Source organism: Streptoverticillium olivoreticuli subsp. olivoreticuli (assembly GCF_003391135.1).
Taxonomy (GTDB): Bacteria; Actinomycetota; Actinomycetes; order Streptomycetales; family Streptomycetaceae; genus Streptomyces; species Streptomyces blastmyceticus.
In genome coordinates this window covers 3,580,469-3,606,608 of record NZ_CP031455.1, presented here as the reverse complement: position 1 = coordinate 3,606,608, position 26,140 = coordinate 3,580,469, and the positions used below count along the sequence as shown (strand labels likewise).

The 26,140-nt window shown below is 68.2% G+C and carries 31 protein-coding genes, 1 tRNA gene and 1 pseudogene; 7 read left to right on the top strand and 26 right to left on the bottom strand.

Going from position 1 to position 26,140, the window contains the following annotated elements; genetic code table 11:
• The first annotated feature begins 9 nt into the window (after positions 1-9).
• Positions 10-345: an HIT family protein gene (locus tag DXZ73_RS15520; protein WP_116211588.1), complete on the top strand. Its 336-nt coding sequence runs from the start codon at positions 10-12 to the stop codon at positions 343-345.
• A 348-nt stretch (positions 346-693) separates the two neighbouring features.
• Here the strand turns inward: DXZ73_RS15520 and DXZ73_RS15515 are convergent, their stop codons facing one another.
• Positions 694-1,527, bottom strand: coding sequence for a methyltransferase domain-containing protein (locus tag DXZ73_RS15515; RefSeq protein WP_240351357.1), 834 nt, complete (start codon positions 1,525-1,527; stop codon positions 694-696).
• A 48-nt stretch (positions 1,528-1,575) separates the two neighbouring features.
• Positions 1,576-2,091, bottom strand: a complete 516-nt coding sequence (locus DXZ73_RS15510) for an NUDIX domain-containing protein (RefSeq protein ID WP_116211587.1) — start codon at positions 2,089-2,091, stop codon at positions 1,576-1,578.
• A gap of 136 nt (positions 2,092-2,227) precedes the next feature.
• Here DXZ73_RS15510 and DXZ73_RS15505 point away from each other — a divergent pair, with 136 nt between their 5' ends.
• On the top strand, positions 2,228-3,436 hold the full coding sequence (locus tag DXZ73_RS15505; RefSeq protein WP_116211586.1) for an IS701 family transposase: 1,209 nt from the start codon (positions 2,228-2,230) through the stop codon (positions 3,434-3,436).
• Positions 3,437-3,542: 106 nt separating this feature from the next.
• Here DXZ73_RS15505 and DXZ73_RS15500 read toward each other — a convergent pair.
• The 13 genes and pseudogenes from DXZ73_RS15500 to DXZ73_RS15445 all read right to left on the bottom strand — a co-directional run.
• Positions 3,543-4,073 (bottom strand): annotated as a pseudogene (locus DXZ73_RS15500) (AAA family ATPase); the annotation flags it as partial.
• A gap of 70 nt (positions 4,074-4,143) precedes the next feature.
• The gene (locus DXZ73_RS15495; protein ID WP_162890193.1) at positions 4,144-4,626 is read right to left on the bottom strand and encodes an NUDIX domain-containing protein; all 483 of its coding nucleotides are present in this window, start codon (positions 4,624-4,626) and stop codon (positions 4,144-4,146) included.
• 316 nt (positions 4,627-4,942) lie between these two features.
• Positions 4,943-6,292: a serine hydrolase domain-containing protein gene (locus DXZ73_RS15490; RefSeq protein WP_162890192.1), complete on the bottom strand. Its 1,350-nt coding sequence runs from the start codon at positions 6,290-6,292 to the stop codon at positions 4,943-4,945.
• Complete coding sequence (locus DXZ73_RS15485) at positions 6,289-7,203, bottom strand: aKG-HExxH-type peptide beta-hydroxylase (protein ID WP_162890191.1); 915 nt, start codon at positions 7,201-7,203, stop codon at positions 6,289-6,291. Before DXZ73_RS15485 ends, DXZ73_RS15490 begins: the two co-directional genes overlap by 4 nt.
• A gap of 99 nt (positions 7,204-7,302) precedes the next feature.
• A complete protein-coding gene (locus tag DXZ73_RS38130) occupies positions 7,303-7,470 on the bottom strand; it encodes a hypothetical protein (RefSeq protein WP_162890190.1) in 168 nt (55 codons plus the stop codon).
• Positions 7,471-7,582: 112 nt separating this feature from the next.
• Positions 7,583-8,479, bottom strand: coding sequence for a protein kinase domain-containing protein (locus DXZ73_RS15480; protein WP_162890189.1), 897 nt, complete (start codon positions 8,477-8,479; stop codon positions 7,583-7,585).
• Between the two features lie 11 nt (positions 8,480-8,490).
• Complete coding sequence (locus tag DXZ73_RS15475; RefSeq protein ID WP_116211581.1) at positions 8,491-9,126, bottom strand: hypothetical protein; 636 nt, start codon at positions 9,124-9,126, stop codon at positions 8,491-8,493.
• Positions 9,127-9,131: 5 nt separating this feature from the next.
• Positions 9,132-9,863: a hypothetical protein gene (locus DXZ73_RS15470; protein WP_116211580.1), complete on the bottom strand. Its 732-nt coding sequence runs from the start codon at positions 9,861-9,863 to the stop codon at positions 9,132-9,134.
• Positions 9,860-10,483 carry a hypothetical protein gene (locus DXZ73_RS15465; RefSeq protein ID WP_162890187.1) on the bottom strand — a complete coding sequence of 208 codons (624 nt, stop codon included), beginning with the start codon at positions 10,481-10,483 and terminating at the stop codon, positions 9,860-9,862. Before DXZ73_RS15465 ends, DXZ73_RS15470 begins: the two co-directional genes overlap by 4 nt.
• Complete coding sequence (locus tag DXZ73_RS15460; RefSeq protein ID WP_116211578.1) at positions 10,480-12,369, bottom strand: radical SAM/SPASM domain-containing protein; 1,890 nt, start codon at positions 12,367-12,369, stop codon at positions 10,480-10,482. Before DXZ73_RS15460 ends, DXZ73_RS15465 begins: the two co-directional genes overlap by 4 nt.
• 36 nt (positions 12,370-12,405) lie before the next feature.
• Positions 12,406-12,840 carry an NUDIX hydrolase gene (locus tag DXZ73_RS15455; RefSeq protein ID WP_116211577.1) on the bottom strand — a complete coding sequence of 145 codons (435 nt, stop codon included), beginning with the start codon at positions 12,838-12,840 and terminating at the stop codon, positions 12,406-12,408.
• 228 nt (positions 12,841-13,068) lie between these two features.
• Positions 13,069-13,728 carry an HAD family hydrolase gene (locus tag DXZ73_RS15450; protein ID WP_162890186.1) on the bottom strand — a complete coding sequence of 220 codons (660 nt, stop codon included), beginning with the start codon at positions 13,726-13,728 and terminating at the stop codon, positions 13,069-13,071.
• Positions 13,721-14,029, bottom strand: coding sequence for a hypothetical protein (locus DXZ73_RS15445; RefSeq protein ID WP_116211575.1), 309 nt, complete (start codon positions 14,027-14,029; stop codon positions 13,721-13,723). The genes DXZ73_RS15450 and DXZ73_RS15445 overlap by 8 nt, the downstream gene beginning before the upstream one ends.
• A 312-nt stretch (positions 14,030-14,341) precedes the next feature.
• Between DXZ73_RS15445 and DXZ73_RS15440 the strand changes: the two genes are divergently transcribed.
• A complete protein-coding gene (locus DXZ73_RS15440; RefSeq protein ID WP_162890185.1) occupies positions 14,342-15,127 on the top strand; it encodes a helix-turn-helix domain-containing protein in 786 nt (261 codons plus the stop codon).
• Positions 15,124-15,336, top strand: coding sequence for a DUF397 domain-containing protein (locus DXZ73_RS15435; RefSeq protein ID WP_205519172.1), 213 nt, complete (start codon positions 15,124-15,126; stop codon positions 15,334-15,336). The genes DXZ73_RS15440 and DXZ73_RS15435 overlap by 4 nt, the downstream gene beginning before the upstream one ends.
• Before the next feature lie 316 nt (positions 15,337-15,652).
• On the opposite strand, the gene DXZ73_RS15430 is transcribed toward DXZ73_RS15435, so the two are convergent.
• The 3 genes from DXZ73_RS15430 to DXZ73_RS15420 all read right to left on the bottom strand — a co-directional run bounded on the left by DXZ73_RS15430 (position 15,653) and on the right by DXZ73_RS15420 (position 18,195).
• Positions 15,653-15,726: transfer RNA gene (locus tag DXZ73_RS15430), tRNA-Met, on the bottom strand.
• Positions 15,727-15,800: 74 nt separating this feature from the next.
• Positions 15,801-16,796: a hypothetical protein gene (locus DXZ73_RS15425; RefSeq protein WP_116211573.1), complete on the bottom strand. Its 996-nt coding sequence runs from the start codon at positions 16,794-16,796 to the stop codon at positions 15,801-15,803.
• Positions 16,797-16,947: 151 nt separating this feature from the next.
• Positions 16,948-18,195: an IS110 family transposase gene (locus DXZ73_RS15420; RefSeq protein WP_116211572.1), complete on the bottom strand. Its 1,248-nt coding sequence runs from the start codon at positions 18,193-18,195 to the stop codon at positions 16,948-16,950.
• Between the two features lie 192 nt (positions 18,196-18,387).
• Here DXZ73_RS15420 and DXZ73_RS15415 point away from each other — a divergent pair, with 192 nt between their 5' ends.
• On the top strand, positions 18,388-18,747 hold the full coding sequence (locus DXZ73_RS15415) for a helix-turn-helix domain-containing protein (protein WP_116211571.1): 360 nt from the start codon (positions 18,388-18,390) through the stop codon (positions 18,745-18,747).
• An 86-nt stretch (positions 18,748-18,833) separates the two neighbouring features.
• Here the strand turns inward: DXZ73_RS15415 and DXZ73_RS15410 are convergent, their stop codons facing one another.
• Positions 18,834-19,079: a hypothetical protein gene (locus DXZ73_RS15410; RefSeq protein WP_116211570.1), complete on the bottom strand. Its 246-nt coding sequence runs from the start codon at positions 19,077-19,079 to the stop codon at positions 18,834-18,836.
• A gap of 113 nt (positions 19,080-19,192) precedes the next feature.
• On the opposite strand from DXZ73_RS15410, the gene DXZ73_RS15405 reads away from it, so the two are divergent.
• Complete coding sequence (locus DXZ73_RS15405) at positions 19,193-19,453, top strand: hypothetical protein (RefSeq protein ID WP_162890184.1); 261 nt, start codon at positions 19,193-19,195, stop codon at positions 19,451-19,453.
• A 44-nt stretch (positions 19,454-19,497) separates the two neighbouring features.
• Here DXZ73_RS15405 and DXZ73_RS15400 read toward each other — a convergent pair whose 3' ends face one another.
• The 4 genes from DXZ73_RS15400 to DXZ73_RS15385 form a co-directional block, all read right to left on the bottom strand.
• Positions 19,498-19,761 carry a hypothetical protein gene (locus tag DXZ73_RS15400; RefSeq protein ID WP_116211568.1) on the bottom strand — a complete coding sequence of 88 codons (264 nt, stop codon included), beginning with the start codon at positions 19,759-19,761 and terminating at the stop codon, positions 19,498-19,500.
• Between the two features lie 149 nt (positions 19,762-19,910).
• The gene (locus DXZ73_RS15395; protein WP_116211567.1) at positions 19,911-20,393 is read right to left on the bottom strand and encodes a hypothetical protein; all 483 of its coding nucleotides are present in this window, start codon (positions 20,391-20,393) and stop codon (positions 19,911-19,913) included.
• 177 nt (positions 20,394-20,570) lie between these two features.
• Positions 20,571-21,983, bottom strand: a complete 1,413-nt coding sequence (locus DXZ73_RS15390) for a terminase large subunit domain-containing protein (RefSeq protein ID WP_240351356.1) — start codon at positions 21,981-21,983, stop codon at positions 20,571-20,573.
• Between the two features lie 112 nt (positions 21,984-22,095).
• On the bottom strand, positions 22,096-22,647 hold the full coding sequence (locus DXZ73_RS15385) for a hypothetical protein (RefSeq protein ID WP_116211566.1): 552 nt from the start codon (positions 22,645-22,647) through the stop codon (positions 22,096-22,098).
• Between the two features lie 438 nt (positions 22,648-23,085).
• Here DXZ73_RS15385 and DXZ73_RS15380 point away from each other — a divergent pair, with 438 nt between their 5' ends.
• Positions 23,086-23,331: a DUF3761 domain-containing protein gene (locus DXZ73_RS15380; RefSeq protein WP_116211565.1), complete on the top strand. Its 246-nt coding sequence runs from the start codon at positions 23,086-23,088 to the stop codon at positions 23,329-23,331.
• An 84-nt stretch (positions 23,332-23,415) separates the two neighbouring features.
• On the opposite strand, the gene DXZ73_RS15375 is transcribed toward DXZ73_RS15380, so the two are convergent.
• The 3 genes from DXZ73_RS15375 to DXZ73_RS15365 form a co-directional block, all read right to left on the bottom strand.
• On the bottom strand, positions 23,416-23,865 hold the full coding sequence (locus DXZ73_RS15375; protein ID WP_116211564.1) for a hypothetical protein: 450 nt from the start codon (positions 23,863-23,865) through the stop codon (positions 23,416-23,418).
• 119 nt (positions 23,866-23,984) lie between these two features.
• Positions 23,985-25,388, bottom strand: coding sequence for a ParB N-terminal domain-containing protein (locus tag DXZ73_RS15370; RefSeq protein ID WP_240351355.1), 1,404 nt, complete (start codon positions 25,386-25,388; stop codon positions 23,985-23,987).
• Entirely contained in the window at positions 25,381-26,043 is a 663-nt protein-coding gene (locus DXZ73_RS15365) for a ParB/RepB/Spo0J family partition protein (RefSeq protein WP_162890183.1), read from the bottom strand. Before DXZ73_RS15365 ends, DXZ73_RS15370 begins: the two co-directional genes overlap by 8 nt.
• Between the last annotated feature and the right edge of the window lie 97 nt (positions 26,044-26,140).

The following is a 26,140-nucleotide window of genomic DNA, read 5'->3' as shown; positions in this document are numbered from 1 at the left end:
GGCCAGCAGGTGGGGGACGACATCTACTGCGAGCAGGTCCTGAGCGGACTCACCCAGGTCCGGAAGATCACCGAGACGGACACGGTCCTCGCGTTCGAACACACGAGACCCGCGTACGCCGTCCACCTTGTCGTCATCCCGAAGCGGCACGTCCTCTCGCTCATCGACCTGGGCGACGGAGGCGATCAGCTGCTGCTGGACGTGATGACCGTCGTCCGCCAAGCCGCCGCTGCGGTGAAGAACGAACACGGAGCCTGCCGCGTCATGACGAACATGGGCCGCTACCAGGAGAGCCAGCATTGGCACGTCCACGTGCTCTCCGGCGAGCCACTACCAACTACCTGAACCACCCCGTCCCGCACCACGAACCGACAGGGCAGCAGGCAACAGCGAAGGCCCGAGAACAGCCCTGAACGCCCCCTACGAGCCCGACTAAGCAATCAAGGAACTCGGGATGCTGTCGAGCGACAGAAGGCGCTGACAGCGGCATTGACGCCCTCGTCAGCTACGCCGCCAGCGGCGTGCGAAGCGTCAGCCAGAACGACCTGCGGGGGTAGGGGGAACTTGGTGAGGGTCTTAGTAAACACGCCTGGTCCACCGGGGACCGGTTAACCGACGACTGGTAAACCGACGCCTGAAAACCCGTCCTCGGTGAGTGGTGGCCGTGGCGGTCAGACGGCCGGTGGCATCCGATCAGCTCGGCACGGGCAGCGTGCCCCCGGTCAGGAAGAACGTGACGGCGTACATGAAGCGCCCCTCGTGCACGGCGTCGTCGAACTGGTTCACGAACTGGTCCGCGTCCATGGGGTCGAGGTAGCCCCGGGCCGCGGCGGTGTGCGCCCAGGTACGCAGGCCCATGACGTTCTCGGCCGCCGACGGATCGCGTACGGCCAGAGTCCGGGCTTCCACCGTGATGTCGTGAAGGCCGCGGGCCGCGAGCAGTCCGGCGTGCCGGTGGGCCAGCGAGCCGTTGCGCAGCGCCACGTCGACCCGGAAGCGCAGAACCCGGCGGGCAAGTTCCTGGTCGTCGATGTCGAGTACCTGAGTGTCGTAGTCCGGATCTGCCAACGCGACCCGGCCGCCGGGGCGGACCACTCGCAGCAACTCGTCCAGTACCCGTAGCGGTTCGGTTACGTGTTGCAGGACTCGGTCGGCCCAGGCGCCTTCGAACTGGCCCGCCCGGAAAGGCAGCCGGTGTCCGTCCGCGACAGCGGCATGCACCACACCTCGGCTCCTTGCCTGCGCGATCATCGTCAAGGAGCTGTCGACCGCGACGACCTCGGCTCCGTAGCGCGAGCGCAGGGATACAGCGGCGTCCCCGGTGCCCGCTCCGACCTCAAGGAACAGCCCGCCGGCCTCGGCGCGCAGGAACTCTTGCAGCCGTTGCTTGTACGCGACGTAGAACGGCTCCGCACTCAACCGGTCCAGGATCTGAACCCAGTCGGCTGGCCGGGGCTGGGCGTCCACCGACGTGAAGCCGTGAGCAACACCGTGATCGTTCACGGGCGCACGCAGCGGTTCCTGCACGGTCTATCTCCCCGAAGCGTGGGATGTCTTTTGCGGTTCTAACGGGCGTCAGCGCCACCGATAGGTCCGGTCCGTGATCGGTGGCAGGAGGACCGGCGCCGTAGCGGTTTGGTCGTGTGCTTTGGCGAGCGTGCCGATCGCTTCACCGGCTGCTGGGTAGAGGTGAAGGCGGGCGGCGCGGTCGAGGTGTGTCCAGACGATAGGAGCGTGATCTTCGGCGTCCTGTTCCGTGTTGGCCATGGTCTGCCGGGCGTCGGGCGGCAGGTGCAGTACGTGGATGAGGTGGAGTCGCCGGAACGGCGCGCTGCTGCCGGGGCGGGTGGTGATCTGGTCTTGCACCCAGCGCAGCTCGGGACGGCTGGTCAGCTCGGCGAGGTCGAGTCCGAGTTCTTCCTTGAGTTCGCGGGCCAGAGCGGCTGGCACCTCTTCGTCGGCGTGGACGAGGCCGCCGGGCAGGGAGTACTGGTCGCCGTCGGGCCGCTCGCGGTGGATCAGACAGATGTGGCGGTCGTGGAGGATGACGGCGCAGGCGCGGATCGGGATGGCCGGGGCTGTCTGGCTCATGAGGTCGCGCCTGGCGGGGGCAGGCCCTGAGCTTGGGCGGCGTCGTTGTTGACGGTGGCCGAAATCATGGGGCGGAGCCTAGTAGGACTTTGTTAGGTGTCTGGTCAGGGGTCAGGTCTGGTGGTTCGCTGCGGGTATGACTCCGGAGGAGCTTGCCGGGTGCCGTGACCGGCTGGAGGTGTTCGCGGCGGAGGTCTTCGCGCCGCTGGCGCGTGCGGACCAGCGGGCCAAGGGCCAGTTGTACATGCGGGGCCTGCTGCTGGACGGACGGCGCAAGTCCATGCAGCCGATGGCTCAGAGGCTCGGTGTCGACCATCAGGTTCTGCAGCAGTTCGTGACGTCGTCGACCTGGCCGGCCGCTGCTGTGCGGATGGGGCTGGCCCGCCGGGCGGTGGGAGTGGTCAGGCCGGAGGTATGGGTGGTCGACGACACCGGCTTCCCCAAGGACGGTGACTTCTCGCCCGGGGTGGCCGCCCAGTACTCCGGGACGCTGGGGAAGGTTTCCAACTGCCAGGTGGGGGTGAGTATCCACGCGGCAACCGATACCGCGTCCTGCCCGCTGAACTGGCGGCTGTTCCTGCCCGCGGAATGGGACGGGCCCGGGGCGGCCGGGCGCCGGGCAAAGTGCCGCATCCCGTCCGGGCAGTGCCACCGGACCAAGTGGCAGCTCGCGGCCGAGATGCTCGACGAGCTGGCCGCGGCAGGGCTGTGGCCGGCCCTGGTCGTCGCGGACTCCGCCTACGGTGACAACGCGCGGTTCCGCTCAGCACTGGAAGAACGCGGCCTGGCCTATGCGTTGCAGGTCAAGGGCGGGCTGACCGCGCACGGCGGGGATGCCGTGCCGTATACCCCGCCTTACAGCGGGCTCGGCCCGCGCCCGCTGCCCCGCTACCGCACCCGGCCCGTGCCCCTGCACGAACACGTACTGGCCGCGGGACGGGACCGCGTTCGCACCATCGCCTGGCGTGAAGGCTCACGGGGACCGATGGCTGCACCGTTTTCCCTGCTCAGGGTCCGTCCCGCCGGACGCCGCCCGAAACCGGCCGACGACGGCACCATCCCCACCCGGCAGCTGATCGCCCAGTGGTCCGGACAGGTATCCGGGCCGGTCAAGTACTGGATCTCCAACCTGCCCGCGGACATCCCGCCCGCCACCCTGGTGCGGCTGGCGAAACTGCGCTGGCGGATCGAGCACGACTACCGCGAGCTGAAGACCGCCCTGGGCCTGGACCACTTCGAAGGCCGCTCCTTCGACGGCTGGCACCGCCACGTCACCCTCGTCACCGCCGCCCACCTCTTCCTGACCGAACAGCGGACCAGCCCAAAAGTCCCTGCTCGGGCCTGAGCCTCTACCAGACCCTCGCCCGACTCCAGCACCTCATCGCCACCTGGACCAGCACCTGCCCGACCTGCCACCAACCCGCACCACCCTGGCAGCCCTACGACACCACCTAACAAAGTCCTACTAGGGTGAAGGAGACGATGTCCTCGAAGCCCGGCTTGTAGCCGCCGGAGGTGTCGACCGTCAGTGTGGGGACGTCGAGGGAGATCGGCACGAAGGAGCCGAGAGAGTGTTCTCCGGAAGCGAGGGCTTCCAGGAGGTCGCGGTCTCCATGAGCTGCGCGGTGGTTGCCGTGCTGTAGGCGGTGGGCGATTCGGTCGTGCGCGATGTCCGTAGGGGTGTTGCAGCGGATGACGCGGATGTCCGCGAGGGCGAGGAGCGGCTGGAGGCTCGGTCGCCACAACCGGTCTTGGAACGCGGCTTCGATGACGATCGTCACGCCAGCCTTCAACAGCACTCTTGCGACCTCGAAGAATGCCTCCAGAGTTGGGTAGTTGAGCGGATCGTCGCCTCCGGCCTGGTAGCCAGGAGAGGTAAGGGCCATTCCCTGTTTGAGCTCGTCCCGGATGATCGCGGGGCATCCGAGCTCGCGGGCGAGCGCGTGAGCCAGCGTGGTCTTGCCCGTGCCTGGGGGACCGGTAACGACGACGAGTGCTGGTCACCCCATCACCTTCCTCATGGTTCGTCACGGGTGGTGCCCGTTGTGTGGATCACGCGTCGTCTCCCGCGTAGAAGTTGTTCAGGCCGCTGGCCTGGTCCAGGGCGATGAGTTCGGGAAGTCGGGCCTGGACGCTAGGTGGGATGAATCGCAGCCCGGCGATCTTGTCCACCGGCACCCACTCCGAGCTGGTCTGCCCGTCGTCCGGCACGGTGCCGCCGAGCACGTCCGGTTCCTCGATGAGTTGGCACCAGAACATGGCATCGATGCGGTGCACGTGGGGTGTGCTCGGGCTGCCGGGGTGGTTCCACGGGATGTGTTCGCGTAGGTGGAGCATGGGCCCGGCGGTGACGCGGACGCCAGTCTCCTCCAGGACTTCCCGTTCGGCGCAGGCGGCCAGGGTCTCTCCGGTCTTCTGGCCGCCGCCGGGCAGCCAGTAGGTTCCGGGCTCGGGCCAGTCTCCCCGGCCGAGTAAGACGTGGCCATTGCGGACGACGAGGCCGGTCGCCGCGTTCCGGATGTAGCGATCGCTCAAGATCCCCTCCTGCTCCCCTTGGGCAAAAGAGCACCAGGTTGAAGGCACCCAGTGTCTAACTGGTCTGACAGGCAAAGGACACGGGTGCGCTTCGACCGGCCGACAGCATCTGGCGGGTGGTGGCCACTCAGCGGGTCATAGAAGCCCGCGGAGTGTGGTTTCGGCCTTGTCCGCCTGCGGAAGGCTGGTCAGGTTGTGGCCAAGCGTGGCAGGGCAAAGTTCTTGTGCCCCTGGCGGTCGGTCAGCATGTCCGTGTCCAACGCGGGTGCGAAGCGCAGTTCGCAGGCGGCGGTGCCAGCGCCGTGGCCGGGGGGAGTCACTCTCGGCGTCGGTAGGACAGTCCGGGCGCGCGGGTGAGGTGGAGGACGAAGCTTTCTACTGTCGAGTTGCTGCCTTCATCTAGCTTGGTTGGGAGCGTGAGGGTGTAGCCGTTCGCCGTGTACGTGGCGGGCCCGGTGCGGTTGAGACGATCGGGGGTTCCTCTGCGCCAGAGGTACAGCGCCCCTTCGCTGCGGGTCAGGCGGACGGTGCCGGGCACGTCCTCGCTGGCGTATGTGCCGAGCGGGGTGTGCGGCGCGTCGTGATCGGGACGGTCGCTCGGCGTGGGCGGTCGCTCGGGACGGCACGCAAGAGATCGGCGCAGGATTTCGTCCGGGTCGGTTCCAGGGTGGCGGTCGAGTTCGGCGAGGGCGGTGATTGCGATGCGGTCGGCAGCGATCCCGGTGTGGTTAGAAAAGCAGATGGTGCGAAGTCCGGAGCTGGAGAGGTGCGCAGCGGCGGAGAATCCCTGTTCGTGGCCGTAGTGGAAGACGGTGGTGCGGCCGGGGCGGGGATCGGCGTACAGGCCCGCGCCGTACGTGAACGGCGGGTGGTCGCTGGGCCCGTAGTTGAGGTGTTGCTCGAACGGAAGCACGGAGCGGACTGCGGGCTGCCATTCGTGCCACAGATGGTCGAGCCAGCGATCAAGGTCGGTCGCGGTGCACCACAGTGAGCCTGGGCCGGGAAGGGCGACCGGGCGCTGCTGATGCAGCCAGCCGGCGGGGGCGTGCTGGTAGCTGGAAGCGGCGCCAGGGATGACCTCGCGCGGATCGCTCTGGAAACGGGTGGAGGTCATGCCGAGAGGGGCGAAAAGTTGCTCGTCGGCGAGGACTTGGAGACCTGTGCCGTGGACGTGCCGGAGGACTTCGCCGAGGAAGAGGTAGCCGGAGTTGCTGTATAGGAAGCGGCCGGGCTCGACGGCCCGGCGTTGCTGACGGAAGGCGAGCTGGAGCAGGTCCTCGGCGGTGTAGTGGTCGAGTTCGCGAAAACCAGCCAGGGCGAGCAGGGATTCGGCGTCGCGGATGCCGCCGCGGTGCTGGATGAGCTCGCCGACGGTCACGTCGGGGATGCGGAAGTGCGGCAGGAAGTCGCCGACCGGCCGGTCCAGGTCGAGGAGGCGGTCATGCGCGGCGCGTACGCACAGGTATGCGGTGATCTGCTTGGCGACGGAGCCGACGTTGAAGGAGGTGCTCTCTGCGATGGGAGCGGACAGTTCGAGGCTGGCCATTCCGGCGTATGCCTGCACCGGGGGGCAGCCGGCAGGGTGGATGCGCAGGACCAGGCCGGGTTCGAGTGTTCGGGCCGTGGGGCTGATATCTGTCGGGGTGGTGGCGTCGGTGTGGCTCACAGGCTTCGGGCCTCGTGGTGGACGGCGTGGAGTCGTTGGCGCAGGCCGGTATCGGGGATGAGGGCAACTGCACGGGCGTGGTTGTCGGCAGTAGGGGCGAGCAGGTCGCGCTGCTGGTCTAGGTAGGTGGCGAGGAACCGGTGCAACTCGCCGGAGGTCTGGGGCAGGATTCGGGCGGTGTAGATCATGGTGAGGGGGAAGGCCCAGCAGGCGTGCAGGAAGCCGAAGGCGGGGCGCATCGTCTGCTTCCACGGGGAGTAGAAGTGCGCCTCGTTGCTGATTTTGCTGGCGGTGGCGGCGAGTGCGTCGTTGAGCCAGTTGTGGCCGGCTTCGTGGATGACGTCGCGGGCAAGAACGACGGGATCTCCGACGTGGTCGCAGAAGACGGTGCCGGGCAGGCGGGTGATGGTCCAGCTGTCGAGGGTGTCGGCGAGCTGCTTGTGCTGGAGCAGGACAAGGATGACGGCGTGGGCGGCCAGCAGATCGTCGAAGCCGGTCTTCGCGGCGGTGGCGTATGCGGCGGCGGACAGTTCCTGCAAGTCGGGTCCGGCGGCGGTGGTTTCGGGGCCCAGCACGTAGTACGGGGTCTCGGAGATCGCCGAGCGGGCCAGACGGTTCACGCCGGGGGCGACCACGATGCGCGGGCCGACGGCGGTGGACACGGACAGGGCTGCTGTGTTTGCGTCCGGGTGAGTGCCGTACCAGTCGAAGGTGGTCGTATCCCGGGCGCGGGCAGCGGCCTCCGCTCCTTCGAGGACGTGGTGGGCCAAGCAGTAGTCGGCTGCAGTCGCCGTGGCGGCTTTGCCTGCCGGATGGGCATGGGGCTGGATGACGGCCCGGATTTGGCGGGTCCGGTCGCGGTGCAGGATCTCGGTGGGGGCGAAGGAGAAGACGGTGGCGGGCACGTCCACGGGGCGGGTCCTTCCGAGGGCGGGGCCTGGGGCCGGACCGTGGTGGTTCGGCCCCAGGAGGTGCTCACCGGCGCATGCTGCCGGTGTGGCGTGCGGCGATCAGACGGCGTCGGCGTCCGCGGCGACCTCGGTGGTCGCGGGGGCCTCGGTCGTCGGCCAGCCTTCGGCGGAGACGCTGGAGGTGTGGGCGGTGGTGCGGACTGCCTCGTCGTCGCCGCGCAGGCTTTCCACGGCGGTGAGGAAGTCGCTGATCCGGTCGTTGGCCATGAGCGTGCTCGTCCTTTCTGAAACAGGGGAGTTGGGCCGTGCACCCTTCTGGAGCCAGGTGGCGAGGCGGCGAACGGGCGGTATGCACCGCGATCTCCTCTCCGCGTGGTGGTTACTGGCCGAACTGGGTCATCACGGTGTCTGGGGTGCTGGCCGTACGCAGGGCGTTGCGGAATTCAGTCATCGCAGGCCGGTCCGTGGGCGCGGGGGCCAGGGCTGCGGAGATCACCGGGCGCAGGACGGCGGGGGCGGTGTCGAGCCGGGAGTGGGCGTGGCGGGGGATGTCCGTGCACAGGAAGCGGTAGACCAGAACCGCGAGGCTGAAGACGTCGGCAGCTGGCGTGGCGCGGTTGTAGGAGGTCGCGTACTCCGGGGGCCAGTGCACTTCCGGACCCCGGGCGGCGGGCCCGCGGGAGATGTGGATGAGGCGGGCCGCGCCGAGGTCGGTGATCAGCCCGCGCCCGTCCGAGATGAGGACGTTCTCCTGGTACACGTCACGGTGCACGATCCCGTGTTCGTGCAGGGTGCGCAGCCCTTCGGCGACGTCGGCCAGGATGCCCAGTCCGGCCCTCGTTTGATCGCGGTCACCGGCTGCTGTGGCGGCGAGGAAGGGGCGGAAGTTGCCGCTGGAGCAGTAGGGCATGGTGTACCAGTCGAACCGGGCGGTGCTTCCTTCCTGGAGTAGCGGCACGACGTGCTTGGCGCCTTGAGTGGTGCGGGTGACGGCGATCTCATGGCGGAAGTCCTCGCGGGTTAGGGCCCGCTCGGCCTCGGACATTTCCGCGTACCAGTAGAAGCCGTAGGCGGCCTTGCGGGTGTCTTCGTCGAGTTCGGCCAGGACGTGGTTGCTGCCGAAGCCGGCTTTAAGGACGACCCGGGACGCATCGTCGCGGCTGACGAGGACCAGGGTGCTGGCACGGGTGAAGGAGAGCAGGTCATGCACGTGCCACCCGGTGTCACGGATCTGATCCAGGACCCAGGCGGCGGGGTGAAGGGGGTGCAGGCGCATGGAGCGGCTCCTCATATTCGTGCCGCATGCGGGGCGGCTGTACGCAGCTGGTTCAGGCAGGCGGCGGTCAGCAGGTCGAGTTCGGGCTCGGTGGTGCATGAGTGCCGCAGCACGGGAAGTCCCGTCGTCTCGGTCCAGGCGGTGGCGGCCTGCTCGTACAGGTCGGCGAGTCGGCAGGCGGTCGACGGGTCGTCGCCGAAGCGGCGCGAGGTGGGCCGACGAGCGAGTCGGGTGTGGCACACCTCCGGCTCGGTGGTCAGCAGGACGGTCAGCTCTGCCCGCGCGGGTGCCACCTCGGCCAGGTGAAGGACGTGGTCGGCGACAGGACGGCCGTCCAGAAGAGCGAGAAGACAGACGGTCGACAGGGTGAGCCGGTCGGCGACCACCGGGCCCAGGGACAAGGCGGGTGCGAGGTTGTGGCGGGCATGGAGTTCGAGGTCGCGGCGGGCGGCCGCCAGCGCCTGCTTGCTTGTCTTCGCCGGGCGGCCTGCCCGCAGATCGATGAGAGTGCGGGTCGCCTGAAGCGACAGCCAGGAGAACTGGCCGATGTGCCCGAGTCGGATGCCCTCGGCTGCGGCGGCGGCCAAGAGCCGGTCGCGCAACGTGCTCTTCCCTGCTCCGGCAATCCCTTCCAACGCCAGCAACATGCGACTCACCCCAAGTGTTTCTCGGCGATCAGCCAGCTGATGAACTTCGCGACCCGGCCGCGGTCTACAGGCTCGGTGCCGTGGGCGAGCTGGGACCCGTACAGCAGTGCGGCGCCCGGAGAAGGGTTCACGCTCCACCGGGTGCGGGGCATCTGCGTGAACCAGTCGGCGGAGTGATCGGCGCCGTCGTGGGCCAGCCACATGCCGTCGGCATAGTCGTACTTCCCGGCCTGGTCGAGGCAGGTATTCCACAGGCGGTCACTGGAGGAACTCTCGACGTAGAAGGCGCCGCCGGCCTCCGCCTCACTGATCACGACACTGATTCCGGCGATCTGCCGCGGCCAGGCGAGCGGGTCGGGGGCGATGCTGTCGAGGTGGCTGGTGATGTGCTGGCCGGGGCCGTACTCGACGTACGTCCACGGCCGGCAGGCGGTGATCGACGGCATGACACGGGACAGTGCGGGACGGGCACGGTCGAAGGCGTGCTGAAGCACTTGCTCCACCTCGGCCGGGACCTTCGGCATCTCCACTCGGCCGGCTGGCTCGTACACCACCATCGCCTGGTCGTGGGAATGGCCGGGGATCTCATGAATGGAAGTGGTCCGCTCCTCGCCGAAGCGGGCGCGTGCCTTCTCGGTGAGGAAGCCGTCCATCACGGAGGTGATCTGGGCCAGCTCCTCGGTGCCGAGGAAGCCTTCGACGCTGCCGACCGTGACGGTCTCGGCGATATGGATCACGAGCCGGTCCTCCGCATCTCGAGCACGCGGCGGACATCGTCCAGACCGGTGCAATGGTTGAGCCAACTGGCCACGGGCTGACGGGTGGTGGTGGTCGGGTCGGCCCACAGGGCCAGCAGCTCGCCGGTCAAGGGAAGTTCCTCGGTACCCGGGAGCACTTCCGGCGCGGTGAGCCGGTCCAGCGTCGGACAAGAGGCGGCGTACTGGTCGGCGAAGACCCGCCCGAGCCGTGCCGCCGCGGCGCGCTCGCAGACGTGCAGCAGCGACACGGCGGGTTTGGTCTGCCGGTAGCTGCGGTACTCGGTCTGCGCCCATCCGGCCGCGACGGCTGCGGCTGCGGAGGCGACGCGGCAGGTAGCGCAGCACACGCCGTCGGCCTTCGGGCACGGCCGGTGGTAGGTCGGGAGGGTGGACGCGACCTCGGTGAGGGCCGACCAGGCGGAGTCCGGCAGTACCTCGCCGACGGAGTATTGACCAGGATTTGCGGCGTGGTTGCAGCACTCCGAGCCCGGCCCGCGCAGTGTGCTGGGCTGGAGCGCGGGTTCGATGAACAGGGCGTGGAAGTACGCGATCCGCCCCAATAGCTGATGGATCGTCAATGTGTCCGTAATGCTGCTCATGCCCCCATCTCCTTGACGGCGTACGTGGAGGCCTGCGGCACTGGACAGCAGCATCCCCTGTCGGCCGCGGGGGCCTCGCTGTGCAGGGCATCGACGATGGCCGCGGTGGCCGCGTCCACGGCATCGAAGTAGGACGGCCACCCGTGGCCGGGAGCTGGCCGCAACGCCAGGTCGAGGGCGGGGGTAGTCCGGCCGGCGACCTCGCAGGTCAGCTCCGCGCGACCGACAGTCACCTGCACTGCGGCAGGCAGGTCGGGGGTAGCGGCGGTGACCGCCCGGCACAGGGCGTCGGCGGCCTGGGCGTACTCGGCGCCGTCGCGCGGGAGGATGCCAACCCGTCGTTCGGCGGGCTCCAGGTCGACGTCGGGGTAAGAGTGGCCCTGGCAGCTGTCGTAGGTGACCAATCCCCACGCGCGGGTGACGGCGTCGACCAGGGAACGCACTCCGGGTTCGATCGCCTCGTGCCACTGGGGGTGGGCCGGGTCGAGGTCGTCGGCCTCGTGGACGCCGGGCAGGCCGACGGTGTTGATGTTGCCGTACGCGCTGGTGCGCAGCCGCACAGGCGCCCTGGACGTGCCGGGGCTGTTCCAATGGGCGAGGAAGGCGGCGACGTCACGCATGGTGTTCGGGGTACGGGGGCGCCAGCGCACCGTGCGGCACCAGGCGCCCGCCGGGTGTGCGGGCTGGGCGAGGAGCGCGGCGATGCCGTCGATCATCCTCATCCGGTAGTCACAGTAGGCGTCCTGGTCCCCGGCGTGGTCCTGGCGCCAGCGGGTGGCCACGCAGCCGCCGCCGCACGCGGACTGGTAGTCACAGGTGATACACCGCTCCATCAGGGCCTTGCCCTGATTCAGCAACGGCAGCCGCCGCTGGGCCGCGATGACCGCGGCCTGGCCAGAGACCTGGTCCAGGCGGGTGAGCTGGGCTTGGGGCCAGGGCAGTTCGTCGCAGCTGCCAAGCCGTCCGTCCGGGGACAGCGTGAAGACGTGGTCGCACTTCAAGTTGGAGAAGTGGCAGAAGGTGGTGTCTAGCCCGCGCAGCCGCCGGATGGTGGACACCGCCGGTTCCAGTTTCAAGCGGGCGAAGTACCCGGCGCCGATCCACCGGATGGTGGCGGCGAGCACGAACTCGGCGTACTCGGCTGGAGTGATCGCCCACGCGGGGCCACCGGGACCGCGCACGGCGGCTTCCTGGAGCCGTCGGCTCGTGGGCAGGCGCCGCCCGCCGGTGGAGGTGGGGCGCTGGACGGAGGCGTCGAAACAGGGGGCGAGGCTGATGGCGTTGACAGCACTGAAGCTGGCGAGATGGTCCACGACGGCATCGGCCCGCCCGAGCACGGCGGGGGTGACCGCAGCGATCAGGCCGACCTTGCGATCCCGGGCGGCCAGCAGCCGCAAGGCGGCGGCGACGCGCGGGTATACCGGGTTGCCGTCGTAGCCGACCCGCCAGGCATTGGCCGCCGCGTCACCGTCCAGGGAGATGCCGATCTGAAGGCCCGGGTACAGGGCGTCGAAGAGGTCCAGCCACTGCTCGTCCAGCAACACGCCGTTGGTCTGTATCGAGACACGGACCACGGTGGGCTGGCCGGCCAGTTCGCGCAGGATGTCGGCAACGTGGTCACGCCCGGCGGTCAGCGGTTCGCCGCCGTGGAGCTCGACGGCGAGTGGACGTCCCTGGAAGAGCTCGGTGAGTCGACGAACCTGGCTGGCGTCGATCCGGGCTCCTCCCGAGGCCTCCTTGCGCTTCTCGTAGCAGTACAGGCAGTCGATGTTGCAAGTTTCACCGCGCAGCTTCAAGATCACCGATACGGCGCTGCCGGTGTCCTCGGCTTCCAGACTTCGGTACAACTGGGCAATCGCGTCGTGCTGTTCGACAGTGCGGTGCATCGGCTGCCTCCAGGAAAGCCGTGACCGGTACAGGAATCAGTCGTACAGGCGTCCCAGGAGGGCGCCCTGACCGGACTGGAGGATGTGTGCGGCCTCCAGTGGGATCCAGAAGCATTCGAAGTGGGTGGGCTCTTGCTCCCCGTCGTGGTCCTCCTGGCTCATCCACCGATCCCGGGTGGGCTCGGTCAGTTCCAGATGGAAGACGTGACGGCGCTGGAGCTCGAACCGATACGGGCTGATGTCGTACTCGGTCTCGCCGAGCTTCCGCACGATCTTGAAGTTCTTCAGGCCGGTTTCCTCGCGAGCCTCACGCAGCGCCGCCACCTCCGGCGTCTCTCCCTCCCGGATGCTGCCTGCCGGGACCTGGATGCCAACCTCCTCGTAGCTGTAGTCGGTGTGACGGAACACCAGTAGCTTGCCGTCGCGGACGACGTAGCACAGAACCTTGTCCTTGGTGACCTTCTTGGGCACGGGAACACCTCTCTTCGAATGCTGGACCGGAAACGCGCCCGGCGACACCCAGGGCCAGCTGTATAGCCGTTGTGCCTCTCGGTGGCGGAGAGCCGGCACGGGAAATGCCCATGAGTCTAGGTCTCCCGGCTGGACGCCACGACGGCTTGGAAGCACGGGAGTCCATGGCTGATCACTCCTTGGCGGGAAGGTCCGGCGTCGCAATGAGCGTCGGCCAGGTGCTCGTCATCACCTGTTCGCGGTGATGACGGAACGAAACACCTCGGGGGCCTCGGTGACCGTACGGACGACGTGGTGGGGGAACGGACCCGGGTGGGGGAGTGGACGGCCGTGGGAGACCCACACGGTCGTGAGCCCGGCGTTCTGGGCGCCTGTGATGTCATCCCGCAGGCTGTCGCCGACCATCGCCGACTTCGGGCCCGGCTCCGCTCCGATCCGCGCCATGGCGTGGCGGAAGATCCGTGCGTCCGGCTTGTGCACGCCGACCTCGCCGGAGATGACGACCGTGTCCACCAGGTCGTACAACCCGGTTCGCAGGATTTTCTGCATCTGGTGCCGCACCGTGCCGTTGGTGACCACGCCCAACCGCCACCCTGCCTTGCGCAGCTCCACGAGCATGGCCTGTACGTCAGGGTCGGGCTCGGCCAGTTCCGGCATGCGGTCCAGGTACCGGGCGTGCAGGTCCGCCGCTGACGGACGCAGCTCGAAGGTTGTCTTCACGGCCTCGAAGAACTCCGGCCGTCTCCCCACGTACGCCGGGTCGGTCCGCATCAGCCACTCCACCGGTACACCGTGTTCGCTGGCGAACTCGCCCGCCCACTTCGGGAAGACCTGACGGCGTTCGAGCAGAGTGTCATCCAGGTCGAACAGCCCCACGTGGTCAGCCACCAGCGGCCTCCTTCCGTGAAGCGGTGACGGGCGGGACGAGCGCGGCGGCGCGGTCGGCGGCAACGTGCGGTCCGGCGTGACGTGCGGGGGCGGTCAACTGCTCTGTCTCCTGGGCGGCGGCGAGGTCGAGGTACGTCTCGACCGTGTCGCGGCTCCAGGTGCTGGGGTCGCCGTAGGTCGCGGTCGACGGCAGGAGCGGGTGCTGCTTCTTGAGCTTCTGCTGCAACGTCGGCCTCTCGACCTGCTTCGACGACTCAGTGACGGGCATCGAGGGCATGGCGGTGCCCGGGAAGTTGGGCATGGCACGGCTCCAGAAAGGAAGGGCCAAGTGGGACGGTGTCCAGAGGGCGGCGGGGATGGGCCAGCCCGTCGCCGCGCTTGCGAGTGCCTCCTCCAGGGCATCGGCACGGTAGAACGGCTGACGCCGAACCGCCGGAGGAGCTACGTTCAGGCTCCCAGTATTAGGGCCCGTGGAGCAGATCACCATGCTGCGGGTATTTGAGTTTGAGAGCACGTATTAGCAATGGCGCACAACGGACATCTGGGGGCGACTGTGCCAGCTCCGAGAGAAATTGACTCGTTACGAGATCTCCCGTCCTACGCGGGCGGCATCATGCGCAAACGACGCAAAGCCGCTGGACTTACCCAGACTCAACTGGGGAAGCTCATCCCGATCTCGCAGCCGATGGTCGCCCAGATCGAGCTCGGTAACGAGATCCCGTCAAAGCCCCTCGCGGAACGCATCGACGCAGTCCTCAACGCCGATCGCGAACTCGCCCAACTGTGGCATCACGTCCGCAAGGTGACAGGGCAGGAGGAGGGCTACCCCGCATGGGCGCGACGGTACATCGACGCAGAGGCGAGAGCGACGCGAATCCGCCACTTCACCAACGTCATCCCCGGCCTGGCGCAGACCGAGGCGTACGCCCGCGTCTTCATCCGTGACGGAGTCGAGTTCTTCGGCACCGGAGACCTGCAAGAACGCGTCGACGAACGCATAGGGCGCCAGAAGCTCCTCGACGGCCCCAACGCCCCCTGGTTCTGGTCAGTCCTCGCCGAGGAGGTGCTGCACCGGATCATCGGCAGCCACGAGGTCATGCGCGACCAGCTGTCCAAGCTCTTGGACCTGGCACGAAAACCCCGTGTCACCTTCCAGGTTCTCCCTTACGACCGCCCCATCCCGGGCGGGGTTCTCGCCTCCGGACTCGTCTCGATCTTGACCATGCCCTCCGGCAGGGAGATCGCCTATCGCGAAGATGGCCTCTCCGGGGAGTTCGGGGACAGGCCAGAGAATGTCGCCATCTACAACGCCTTCTACGATCGGCTACAGGCCAATGCGCTCAGCCCCGACGAGTCAATCTCCTTGATCAGCACGGTTCTTGAAGAGGAGCACCAGTGAACGGCACCACCGCCCACATCGACTTCACCCGAACCCGCTGGCGCAAGTCCAGCCACAGCGGCAACGGCGCCGCCTGCGTCGAAGTCAGCGACGATCACCACAGCCAAGGCATCGTCCCCGTCCGCGACAGCAAGAACCCCGCCAGCCCGAAGCTGGTCTTCACGACCGCAGCATGGACCGCATTCGTCACCAGCGTCATCACCGAATGAGCGACACCCGAACACCACTGCGGATCTCCCCAGGGATAGTGGGAAGGTCCGCAGCCGCATCTGAACCCCCGAAGCGTAGGAAACGCCGACCTCATCGGACATAGCGCAACAGGGCCTCTGGCGACGACCGAAACGGCTACCTCTGCGAGGTGACCAAACGGCGGCCACCCGGAACCATGCACCCGCAGTACCGCCGGGAGCGAGAACCTCTCTGATTGTCCTGCGGAGGCAACTCCGGCTCAGGGAAGGCCACTACGTCCGTGAACGGACCCGGATGCAGTGAAGGCCCGGCATACGCCGGGCCTTCACGCGAAAGTAGCGGGGACAGGATTTGAACCTGCGACCTCTGGGTTATGAGCCCAGCGAGCTACCGAGCTGCTCCACCCCGCGTCGGTACGGTGAACAGTACGGCATCGACACGACGGGGGCGAACCAGTTCTCGATCGCCGCGGCGCAACCCCACCTCAGCGTCGAAGAATTCGCACGAGCTTGGCCGGGTCGAGGAGGGGCGCCCCCTCCGGGCCCTTTAGATGATCGTCGATCCACAACGGCCGGTTGGCCTGGCGGGACGGGAACCAGTGGTCACGCCAGTGCCCGCCCACGACCCACTGGTACCGGTCGTAGCGGCGCTGGTCGCCGACGGCAGGGCGCGCGGGTGCGCGCCGCCGGTGCCGCAGGTACACGTACCGCACGGAGGCGAGGAGGCTCGGGTCGAGCCGGGCCAGGTGCTTCGCAGCCGTCTTGGGAGCCTGGACCTCTTCCTCACGGACGATGGTCTGCCCGATCAGCAGCCACGATGCGATCAGCGCCCGCTCGGCGAGCTCCTGACGGGACGCGGCGCGGCAGCGGTCTTCGAGTTCGGCCCAGGACATGGACGAGGTGTCCGACGGCGTTGACTCCAGCCAGCCGGGGGTCTTCCGGAAGGGCAGGTACCCGGCGAACATGCACACGACGGGCTGCGGATGCCGAAGCCGCAGGTACCGCGTCTCGGCAACGGAGAGGTCCCGTAGGCCGAGCTTGGGATCGCCCTCCGCCATGGACGTGATCCAGTGCTCGCGCGAGGTCCACAGCCGTACGTAGACGCGGTTCCCTAGGGTCGCCCACGAGGCGGCGATCAGCGGTGCCCCGGTCAGTTCCCCGCCGTGGTGGACCGGGGTGACTGGCTCCTCCCACAGCAGCAGCCCGTTCGGGGTCGGCACGTCCTCCTCGTGAAGCCGGTAGGACGGCAGAGCGACGCCCGCGCTCACGGCCGTTCGGGACATGCCCGCGGACACGTAGAACAGGTCGGCCGCTCGCAGCGCCGTGGCCCACGTGCCGGCAGCCTGCCACTCGTCGGCCGCAGTGCGCGGCTCGTGGCCGAACGCCCATGTCGCCGGGCCGCCGAGCGGGCCGGGGTCGGCCAGCCAGGAGGCCATCTCGGCGCGGACCAACGGGAGATCGCGAGCGCGTATACCGTGCACCAGCTTTCGTTCCTTTCCAGATGTGGCGAAGCGCCCGGCACGGTGAGCCGAACCGAGGGCGGACGGACAGAAAGACGGCCGGGCACCGTTCCCGCATAAGGGCTCTGAGCTGGCCCGAGGTGAATTCCTAGGTGTGTTCCCGGCCGTCCATCTACCCGTCCGCCTCTTTGCCGCGTGCGAGGGGGAACGCCTTCTCCTCCTGGTAGTGCTCGCCGGTCCGCAGGCAGTAGTGCAGGGCGGACAGCAGGCGGCCGAAGAGGTTCCGCAGCGCGGCACGGTACGCGTCACCGGCATCCCGGCGCCGGTCGTAGTGGGCCCGGCAGCCCGGGGAGCGCCTCAGCGTGGTGAACGCCCAGACGTAGCCGACGGCCTTGAGGTTCTGATTGGCGATCCGCCTGTACGTGACGGAACTGCTGGAGCCGCTGGCCCACGTCAGCGGGGCGGCACCCGCATACGCCCGGAGTCCTTTGGCCGTGGCGAAGCGGTCCGGGTCGTCGCCGATCTCGCCCAGGAGCCGCGCGCCGATCACCGGCCCGCACCCGGGGAAGCTCCGGTAGATCTCGGCATGGGGGTGGGCGAGGAAGGCCGTCGTGGTCTGCTCGGTGAGGTCGTCGACGGACCGGCACGCCTGATCGAGGAGAGCAAGTGCCGCCAGCGTCTGGAGGCCCATCGCCTCCTCAACTTGGGTCGGCTGGCGGAGCCGGTTCTCCCGGAACACGGCGCGCAGCCGCTCGGCGTGGTCGTCGACCAGCCGGAAACGGCCCGCGGCTTCGAGAGCATCGGCGATCTTCCACTTGCTCAGCGCCGCCGCCTGGGCAGGCGTGGGCCCGAGCGCGAGCACCGCACGCGCCTCGGCACGCACCAGCCCGTGCGGCAGCCCCGACCACGCCTCCAGCGCGGCGGGGAAGTACTCGCGCAGATGGCTCCGCAGCTGATTGCGGTGATAGTCCCGAGTGCGCACGGCCCGCAGCTGCGCCCGGGCCAGGACCGTGACCGCCGCCGCCCCGTCGGAGTTCGTGAACAGCCCGCGGTGCAGCGCACCGTCCGTCCGCAGGATGTTCGCGAGCAGCGCGGCGTCGGTCCGGTCCGACTTCTTCCTCGTCGGGTTCAAGCGGCCGCGATAGCGGGCGACGACCGACGGGGTGATGGCCACGACCTCCTGACCGGACGCCCGCAGCGCACCGACGAGGAGCCCGCGGTTCGTCTCGATCGCTATCGGAACCTGCTTGCGGCTGTGCCGGTGGCTTCGATTGAGCCCGCGCAGGAGCTGAAGAAGCTCCTTGACCCCCGCAGGGCTCTCCTCGACCCGCGCGGCGGCGACGACCTCGCCCGCCCGGTCCACGACGGCGACGTCGTTGAGACCCTCCGACCAGTCGATGCCGCAGAAGTACCTGGCCACCCGCCACTCCCCACGTGGTCGACGCGCCGCCCCGACGACGGCCACCCCCGAGGCCGGCACAGGCAACGACGGCCGTCCGAAACCGGCAGCGACGTGATGATCATCAGCCTCTAGGGTGAACCATATATGGATCACCACGGGTCCGGTGCGTACCGGGTGATGCGCGGACGGGATGATTAAGGGGACAAGGACATGCAGGAGTGGTGGGAAGGGCCGGAATTGCGCGACGACCAGGTCCCCTGTCGCTATGTCGCCGCAGGGGAGTGGCCGAACGCCCGCCTCCAAGTCGACGCACCGCTCAGCGCCCACTACGGCCAGGAAGTCGCGCGGCGCCTCAAGGCCGCCATGGACCAGCAGCGGATCTCCCAGCGCACCCTGGCCCGGCTGTGCGCCGTCGCCCAGGCCACCGTCAGCCGGATCCTCCGCGGAGACGTACTCCCCGACCTCGGCACGCTCGCCAAGCTCGAAGCTGTCCTCGGCATCGATATCTACCCGACCGGCCTGTACCGCCGCACCCCCAGCCCCACAACACCCGACGACTCCCGGCACTGACCACGGGCCCTGGCGGTCCGGGCGAACAGGCAACATCCCAATCTCGATGTCAAGGCGTACAGCGACCGGCCGGGGCCAACCGGTGACTACAGCTTGCCAACCCAGCCCCTCACAGAGGGGCGCTCGCCGACCGCGTCCGCGTAGATCATGACATCGGCGATGCGCTCCGCCTCCTCGTGCTGACCCAGCTCGTCGAGCTGGGTCGACAACATGCCGAGTGCCGGGATCGTGTCCCCGGTGATCTCGCCGGTGGCGTACAGCCGGCTGATGTGTCCACCGTCGAGGTGCGGCCGCAGGGTTTCGCGGACGTCCGTGTCGCTGAGGTTGGTCATGAGGCCAGCGTAGGAATGGGCGGCACGGGGCGGCTGACCTTCCGGTCGAATTGGAAACAGGAAACTTTCGCCAGCCTCTGCCGCGCGCCCCGCTCGTGCACTTCCCTGGGGGCATGCCCACCTACTGGAGCCCCCTGGAGAAGGCGCTGCGACGCCTGGACTCGCTGCGCAAGGCCGGTCGGGAGACGGCCGCGATCAAGCTCGCCGTCGACCTGGTGGTCCGCCATCAGCAGCTGCTCGGCCCGATGGCCCGCCGGGCCGGGGTCAGCGCCCACCGCCTCCGCAAAGCGGTGTACGCCGACCTGGACGTTGCGGCCCTGATACGGAAGGCCGACGAGTACGCGGCCAAGGTCCGGGCCCGCGAGTCCGAGTAGAAGAACCCCCGCACCTCTCACCGCTCACGCGGCAACCTCTGAGTCTAGGCGAGCCCTGCAATGTGCTGTCGGTATCGCTCGATCTCATCCTCGGCCAGGGCCAGGTGGCCCGGCTCGGACGCGTTCATGGGGTGGGCCATTGCGTGGCGAAGCGCCAGATAGATCGGCCCCGGCAAGTTCAGCAGCAGCCGCCCCTGCTCGGTCGTCTCGACGGCCATCCAGTTGTCCGGGTGGTCCTCGTCCTCAACATTGGTCACCTCGATGGTGCTCACAGCGGTCACGGTCAAAACCGGTGGAAGGTCGGTCATGACTACCTCTGTACCGATGCGCGTGTGGGGCAGCCACCGGCAAGGGCCAGATGGGCGACGGTCCCCTGGGTGTAGGGGGCTGCTTTGGTTCAGCAATCGGGCCCGTATCTCAGCAGCACATCAGCAAGGCGGCGTGCGCGGCGGCGCTGCTACAGCTTCTGCTCGGTCGACCGGGGCACTGACGGGCTCATGCCGCGTGCCTCCCTGAGCATGCCCAGCAACCACTCCGGGGTGTGCTCGGCATCACGGGGGTAGTACTCGGAATCAAGGAGGTAGGCGCCTGGAGTCAACTGCGGGACGAATGCAGGTTCGTTATCGTAATCGAACTCAATCGTGTATTCCCCCGAGCGTTCGATGACGTAACGGGCGGTGAACCACGTGCCCGTGCCCGGCCGGTACATCGCGGAACGCAATGTGTCGAACTCCGTCATGACCGCCCCTGGTATGCGGTGGCGGACGGATGATCCGTCCTCGGAGACCGACGCCAGCTGGGCCCCGTCGATCTGCACCGTCCCGCGAAACTCACACCGGATCTGGTACCAGCCCGCGGGAACCGCCCCCACCAGCGCCGGACCGATCACCTCTAGCGTCGGCGTCGGGTCGAACGGCTCTTGCGCGTGTCCCTGATTCACAGGCGACATCGTTCCACACACGTATGCGGACCCCTGCCTGCTGAACTGGCCCAGCAGGGGACCTCATGCGCCTGCTGAACTGCATTGAAACCGCAGATCGTCATGCCGGCCGGGGATGAGTCCCTACACTGGGGCGCAACCCCAGCCCAGGGGAGGGCGACCGCCTGTCGGGATCGCTCACCGCCGCCCGGACAACCTGCCATCGCGATACGACGTGGTCCCGACCGCGTTGTGCATCGGGTCCGCGAGCTGGGTCAGTGCGTGCACGGCGGCGTCCATACGGTCCGGGCTGTCCATGCCGGCGACCCATCGGACCATCTGCTGTTCGAGGGTCGGCCACTGCCCGACGTGGTGCACGCGCCCCTGCTCGTACAGCTGAGCAATCGGCTCCGCTCGGAGGCGTTTGCCCTGCTTCGCGGTGACCGACAGGATCGCGGGCATCAGCATGCCCTCCGTACGGCCCTCCCGCTGAAGGGCCTGCCACGCCTGCTGAACGATCTGCCGCGACATGTCGCCGCCGAAGTTCGACTCGATGACGATGGCGTCCGCGCGCAGCTCGATCGCCAACCGGCACGTTTCTGCACCCCACGTCTCCGCGCCGAGGTTCCCCGACCGGTCATCGAGGACGTACAGGTGACCGTCACGGTCGCGAGCCGCAGCGACGATGCCGCACTCGTCACCCACCGCGGACTCCCCGCCAGCCGGGTCGACCGCGACGACGATCCGCGCCAGATCGATGCCGCGCAACTGCGCGGCGCTGATGCGATGGCCGGTGATCCAGTCCCACTGCCACACGCCGCCTTCCATCGGGCGCGGCTGCTGCATGTACAGCGACCACCACACCCGTTCGCCGACGCTGCGCCGGATCTCCTCCAGCGCGTCTTCGTCGTACCGCTCCGGCCACAGCGCCGTCCCGACCGGACGGCCGAGGGCGTCGTTCTCACTGAGGGCGAGGGCGGGCAGGTCGATGTGCGTCCACCGCTCGGCCTCCTCCGCGAGGATGCGGCCCGCGAGATCGTCCTCGTCCCACCGGGTCTGGATGACGATCACCGACCCGCCCGGCTCGATACGGGTCAGCAGAACCGCCTGCCACCACTCCCACAGCCGACGGCGCATCGTGGGCGACGCGGCCTCGGCGGCATCCTTGATCGGGTCGTCAACGACCGCCAGGTGCGCGCCCTTACCCGTCAGGCCACCGCCAACACCTGCGGCGACGAAGCCGCCCTCGGAGCCGTCGAGATCGAACCTGGTCGCTGCGCTGGACCCGGGCCGCAGGGCGACACCGATCTGCGGCCCGTACGCGAGAATCGCATCGCGGATCCACCGGCCGTGATCGTCAGCAAGGTCGGAAGAATAGCTGGCGATCATCACCCGGTGGTCCGGGCGGCGCCGCAGGTACCACAACGGCGCCCACCGGGCAGCCCGCCGCGACTTGCCGTGCCGGGGCGGCATCGTCAGCAGCAGCCGCGTCGGCCGCCCCGCCGCAACCGCTTCGAACGCGGCGTCGATCTGCGCGAGATGCAAGGCCTGCATCTCGCGCCCCTCCGTGAGGACCGATGCCATCGACCCCGGGGAACGGTCCAGCGCCATCTCGCGCTCAATGGCGACGAGACGGGTACGCAGCTGCGGGGACGAGACGGCGGCGATCTCACGGCGACGCCCGGCGGGGAGCGTCCGATAGACCTGGAGGACCGCCGTCTCGTCAGCCCTCCGCACGCTCGGCCGGCTGGCCACCGGCCAGGCCGATCAGGCGCTCCAGCTCCTCCAAAGTCCCGGCCTCCACCTGAACCGGGGCGCCATCCGGGCCCGACAGCTCCGTACGCGTCGGCTGGTCCAGACCCAGCAGGCGGCACTCCCGCTCGATGATGCGCACCGCCCGGTCCACGGCCTGGTAATCCCCGTTCCGGATGGCCTGCCGGTACATGGGGAAGAACAGCTTCTCCAGGCGCTCCATCATCAGCTGCCGCAGATGATCGGTGCTGTCGCCAAGCGCGGCAGCCCGCTCGTCCAGGGCCTCGCGAAGGTCCCGGCTAGCCATGTTGATCAGGTCTTTGTCGCCCGGAGGCTCCAGCCCGCGCTCGTACTTGTCGACGCCGTACCCCTGCGCGTAGGCGGCACCGTCGGAGTTGACGGCGGGGTCGGCGGCGAGCTTCCGGCCGATCGTCAGCCAGTCGACGCCCGCGATCCTCAGATCGACGGCGTCGGTACGGCGCTGCGTGATAGCGGCCCGGACAGCGCGGCTGGGGCGGCCCATGAACTGACTCCCTGCCCCGCGCGCCCCACCCCATGATCTCGTAACACGGGCCGATCCCGTCAGCGACAGAGCTTGCCGCCACTTGCCGCTGGTTGCCGTACCGTGAACTCCGGAGCGCAACATGCCGATTTAGTGGCAGTGTTCCCGCTTTGCCCGTGCTGCCGTGCTCCTGCCCACGCCCTCCGGAGATCGTCGGACCGACGTGAGGCAGAGCGTGCCGAGCGGGACCGGACCCAGTGGGCGGGATCGGTCCCCTCAAAGTTGGTGCCGCCGTTCAGCGCGCGGCAGCCACGCGCCGCCCCAGCGAGATTCGCACACCCGGTCACGCCAAGATCTCGTACGTCTCAGCCCGGTAACCAACACTCTGAACCAGCCGGGTCAAGAACAGCAGAACGCCAAACTCACTCCCCTCGAACCACGTTCGCAGGGAGATCTCTCATGCTCACCACGATGCGCACCGCCACCACCAGCGTGATCGCAGCGGGCCTGCTGCTGACCTCGACCATCACGGCTACCGCTGTCCAAGCCGCATCCTGTGCCCATCACACCACCGGCGTCTGCAAGGCCAACAGCCAGCATCCCCGTGGAGCCACCGCCCAGTGCAAGGACAAGACCTACTCCTACAGTGCCCGCTTCAGTGGGACCTGCTCCCACCACCACGGAGTGCGGTACTGGTACAAGTAGCGGTCGTCGGCCGACTCGGGCGACACCGGCGCTGTTACAGAGTGCCCGTGGCTCAGAGCGGGGGCTCTGAGCCGCATGGGTCCCTCAGAGCAACCGCATCTGCCCGCGGACCCAGCTGGATCGCCGGTTCCGCGACGGCGGGTTGTCGATGCTCGTCAGCCCCCGCTCCTTCGCCAGGTGGTGAGCGAACTGCCAGTTCCGGCACGTCGTGAACGCCCGGTCGCCGGCATGCGGGTCGTCGCCGGGGATGGCCTCGGCATCGAAGGGGATCGGTCGGGCGTCGGCGAGGGTGACGTGCAGGCCCTGGACTTGGAGTTCGTGCCGGTCACCCGGCGCCGTCTCGAAGGCGAGGTGGGCGTTGGTCGCCCACCTCCGGGTGACGCCACACAGGTACCAGACGATCGGCGGCTCGAACTCATCCAGCCGCCCCTCCATCACCTCCTCGTTGGGGTTCACGAACTTGCTGTAGCCGCCGTGCAGGGACCGCGCGCAGTGCCGCCCGAGATCCACCCCCGTCACATACTTCAGCCACACGAATTGATGGAATGCCTCACGCTTGATGCGTATTTCCGGAACAATCACTACGTCCCCATAAAATAGAATGCAATACAGTCACCCCTATTCTATTTGAATTGCCGATGGTGGGCAATTTCTCAATCTCGGGATTCGCAGGCATCCATGAGGGTCTTCGTTAGCGGCTTGTGGCGATTATGGCGGTAATTCCCTGGATACTCCATATTGAATTCCGTCTCCAGTGCCAGGCGTCGCTGGTCAGGCTCCACGGCCAGCGGCTTCCGGCACACCGCGTAGATGTTGCTGCCCTTCGCCGAGCCCTTGACCTGTACCTCCCCGAAGAAGCGAGACAGTGACGCGTGCAGCGTCTCCGGGCTATGGAACTTCTGCATCGTCCACACCCCGGCCCGGAACGTCGCCGAGAAATTATTCTCGTCCAGGAAATCCAGCCCGCACCTGTACTTGTTCGACGCCAGCTTCTTGGCCGTCCGCTTCTTCTCGATACTGCCCAGGCTCCGCGCCCCCGTAATGAACGTGCCATCCGCCGCCAGGAGAGAATTGCAGGCGATCAGCACGTGCTCCTCGAACTCCGGTGACGTCACCGAGTTCAGCACCGAGTCCAGCACCACAACGTCGTACAGCCCGCTCTGGCCGACATCCCGCTGGAGATCACGGATCTGCGCGACGCTCGCCGCCACGTCGAGGCTGCCCGCCGTTCCCTCAGTCCGCACATGCGGCTCGTACCAGTGCGCGTCGAAGCCCTGCGCCCGCAGCCGACGAATGTACGCGGCCTCCCCGGCCCCGAAGTCCACAATGCGCTGCCCCCGTTGAACCATAGGCAGCACGTACCGCTCGTACGTCGTCGACCGGTTCGACGTGCCGTCGTCACCGCTCAACCTGTGCATTTGGCACTTGTGCTGGTTGTACGCCTTGATCTGCACGCCGCTGTAGTCGTACACGCCGTACTCGCCATCAAGCCACTGCGCCAGCTCGTCGGCCTCCTGCACCGACACCCGGTACACCAGCAGCGGAACCCGAAGATCCTTGCACACCACCGCATAGTCCTGGTTGAGGATCACCCGGCCCCGGTGGTCGGCGACGATGGAACCCCACGTCCCGTAGCCCGAGATCAACCTGCGAATCTCGGAGTGCACCACGGCGTTCGCCCGCGACCGCACACTGATCTGATCCGGCTCCAGCCACGACCACCCGTGCTCGTGCTCCGCACAGGTCGGCACCCGCACTGTCGACCCGTCCGTCTCCACCGAGTTGTGCAAGAGGTTGAACCGGATCTCGTCGTGGATGCCCACCTGGTTGTCGAGCACGATCGCAGGCACCCGATCCACACCGAGCGCCGCGAGACTCTTTGTCCGCTGGTGACCCGCCACCAGCGTCCCGCCCCGGTTGACGATCACCGGCTTCACGCAGCCGAACAGGTCCAACGACTGCTGGAGCCTGCCGAACGCCTCCTCCGACAGCCGCCGCGGGTTGTAGTCCGCCGGCCGCAGCTCGGACAGCGGCATCGACTCGATGAACTCAGGCACCCGCAGCCACCGTTCGCGCGCTGCCGTCCATGATGTGGTGCCCGAAACCACCGTCAGTGCCGTGCGCCTCGACGTACACCTTGTGCGCCGCCGTCATCCGGTCGATCTCGTCGCCCGTGACCTGCACACGCGTGGTACCCCACTGCATGTACCCCCACTGGAGGTAGTCGTTGGCGGGCGCGGCCCCCTCGGAGTCCTGGGTCTCCGTCGGCAGAGCCGACGGCAGCTCGACCTTGTCCAGCAGCTCGTCGAGCGCGTCCTGGTCGTAGCCGGTGCCGTCCAGGTCGGGCAGCTCGCTGAGGATGTCCGCCAGGAGCACGCTGTCGTACCCCGCGAGGTCGGAGGACCGGTTGTCGACGATGACGATCTTCGCCGCCGCCTCCTCGTCGACGTCCAGCCACGTGACCGCGATCTCCCCCCACCCAAGCTCCTTCGCGGCCTTGAACGTGTGGTTGCCCGCAAGGATCTCGTTCGGCCGGCCGGTGAGGGAGCCGCGGTTCACGACGACCGGCCGGTACTGGCCGTTCGTCGCCAGGGACTCGGAGATCGCCGCGATGTCACCGGTGCGCGGGTTCCGGTGATACAGGGCCAGGTCCGCGACCGGGACGGCGAGATCCGCCAGCGAGGCCGGGATACGGGCAGCAGAAGACGACACGGAGACTCCAGCCCCCACGCCCATATCCGAGCTTAGGTGCCCGAGCACGAACCACCGGCACCGGGGTGCGTGGCGCAGCGTCAAAAACCGAGAGGTG

Coding starts and splice junctions, on each gene's coding strand:
- DXZ73_RS15480 (WP_162890189.1), bottom strand. CDS start 8,479: ATGCGCCTGCACCCCCTTCACCCCGCCGCCTGGGTCCTGGATCAGATC.
- DXZ73_RS15410 (WP_116211570.1), bottom strand. CDS start 19,079: ATGACCAACCTCAGCGACACGGACGTCCGCGAAACCCTGCGGCCGCAC.
- DXZ73_RS15510 (WP_116211587.1), bottom strand. CDS start 2,091: ATGAGCCAGACAGCCCCGGCCATCCCGATCCGCGCCTGCGCCGTCATC.
- DXZ73_RS38130 (WP_162890190.1), bottom strand. CDS start 7,470: ATGGCCAACGACCGGATCAGCGACTTCCTCACCGCCGTGGAAAGCCTG.
- DXZ73_RS15465 (WP_162890187.1), bottom strand. CDS start 10,483: ATGAGCAGCATTACGGACACATTGACGATCCATCAGCTATTGGGGCGG.
- DXZ73_RS15405 (WP_162890184.1), top strand. CDS start 19,193: ATGCCCACCTACTGGAGCCCCCTGGAGAAGGCGCTGCGACGCCTGGAC.
- DXZ73_RS15415 (WP_116211571.1), top strand. CDS start 18,388: ATGCAGGAGTGGTGGGAAGGGCCGGAATTGCGCGACGACCAGGTCCCC.
- DXZ73_RS15400 (WP_116211568.1), bottom strand. CDS start 19,761: ATGACCGACCTTCCACCGGTTTTGACCGTGACCGCTGTGAGCACCATC.
- DXZ73_RS15475 (WP_116211581.1), bottom strand. CDS start 9,126: ATGTTGCTGGCGTTGGAAGGGATTGCCGGAGCAGGGAAGAGCACGTTG.
- DXZ73_RS15385 (WP_116211566.1), bottom strand. CDS start 22,647: ATGGGCCGCCCCAGCCGCGCTGTCCGGGCCGCTATCACGCAGCGCCGT.
- DXZ73_RS15445 (WP_116211575.1), bottom strand. CDS start 14,029: ATGCCCAACTTCCCGGGCACCGCCATGCCCTCGATGCCCGTCACTGAG.
- DXZ73_RS15440 (WP_162890185.1), top strand. CDS start 14,342: ATGCGCAAACGACGCAAAGCCGCTGGACTTACCCAGACTCAACTGGGG.
- DXZ73_RS15380 (WP_116211565.1), top strand. CDS start 23,086: ATGCTCACCACGATGCGCACCGCCACCACCAGCGTGATCGCAGCGGGC.
- DXZ73_RS15390 (WP_240351356.1), bottom strand. CDS start 21,983: ATGGCGCTGGACCGTTCCCCGGGGTCGATGGCATCGGTCCTCACGGAG.
- DXZ73_RS15505 (WP_116211586.1), top strand. CDS start 2,228: ATGACTCCGGAGGAGCTTGCCGGGTGCCGTGACCGGCTGGAGGTGTTC.
- DXZ73_RS15460 (WP_116211578.1), bottom strand. CDS start 12,369: ATGCACCGCACTGTCGAACAGCACGACGCGATTGCCCAGTTGTACCGA.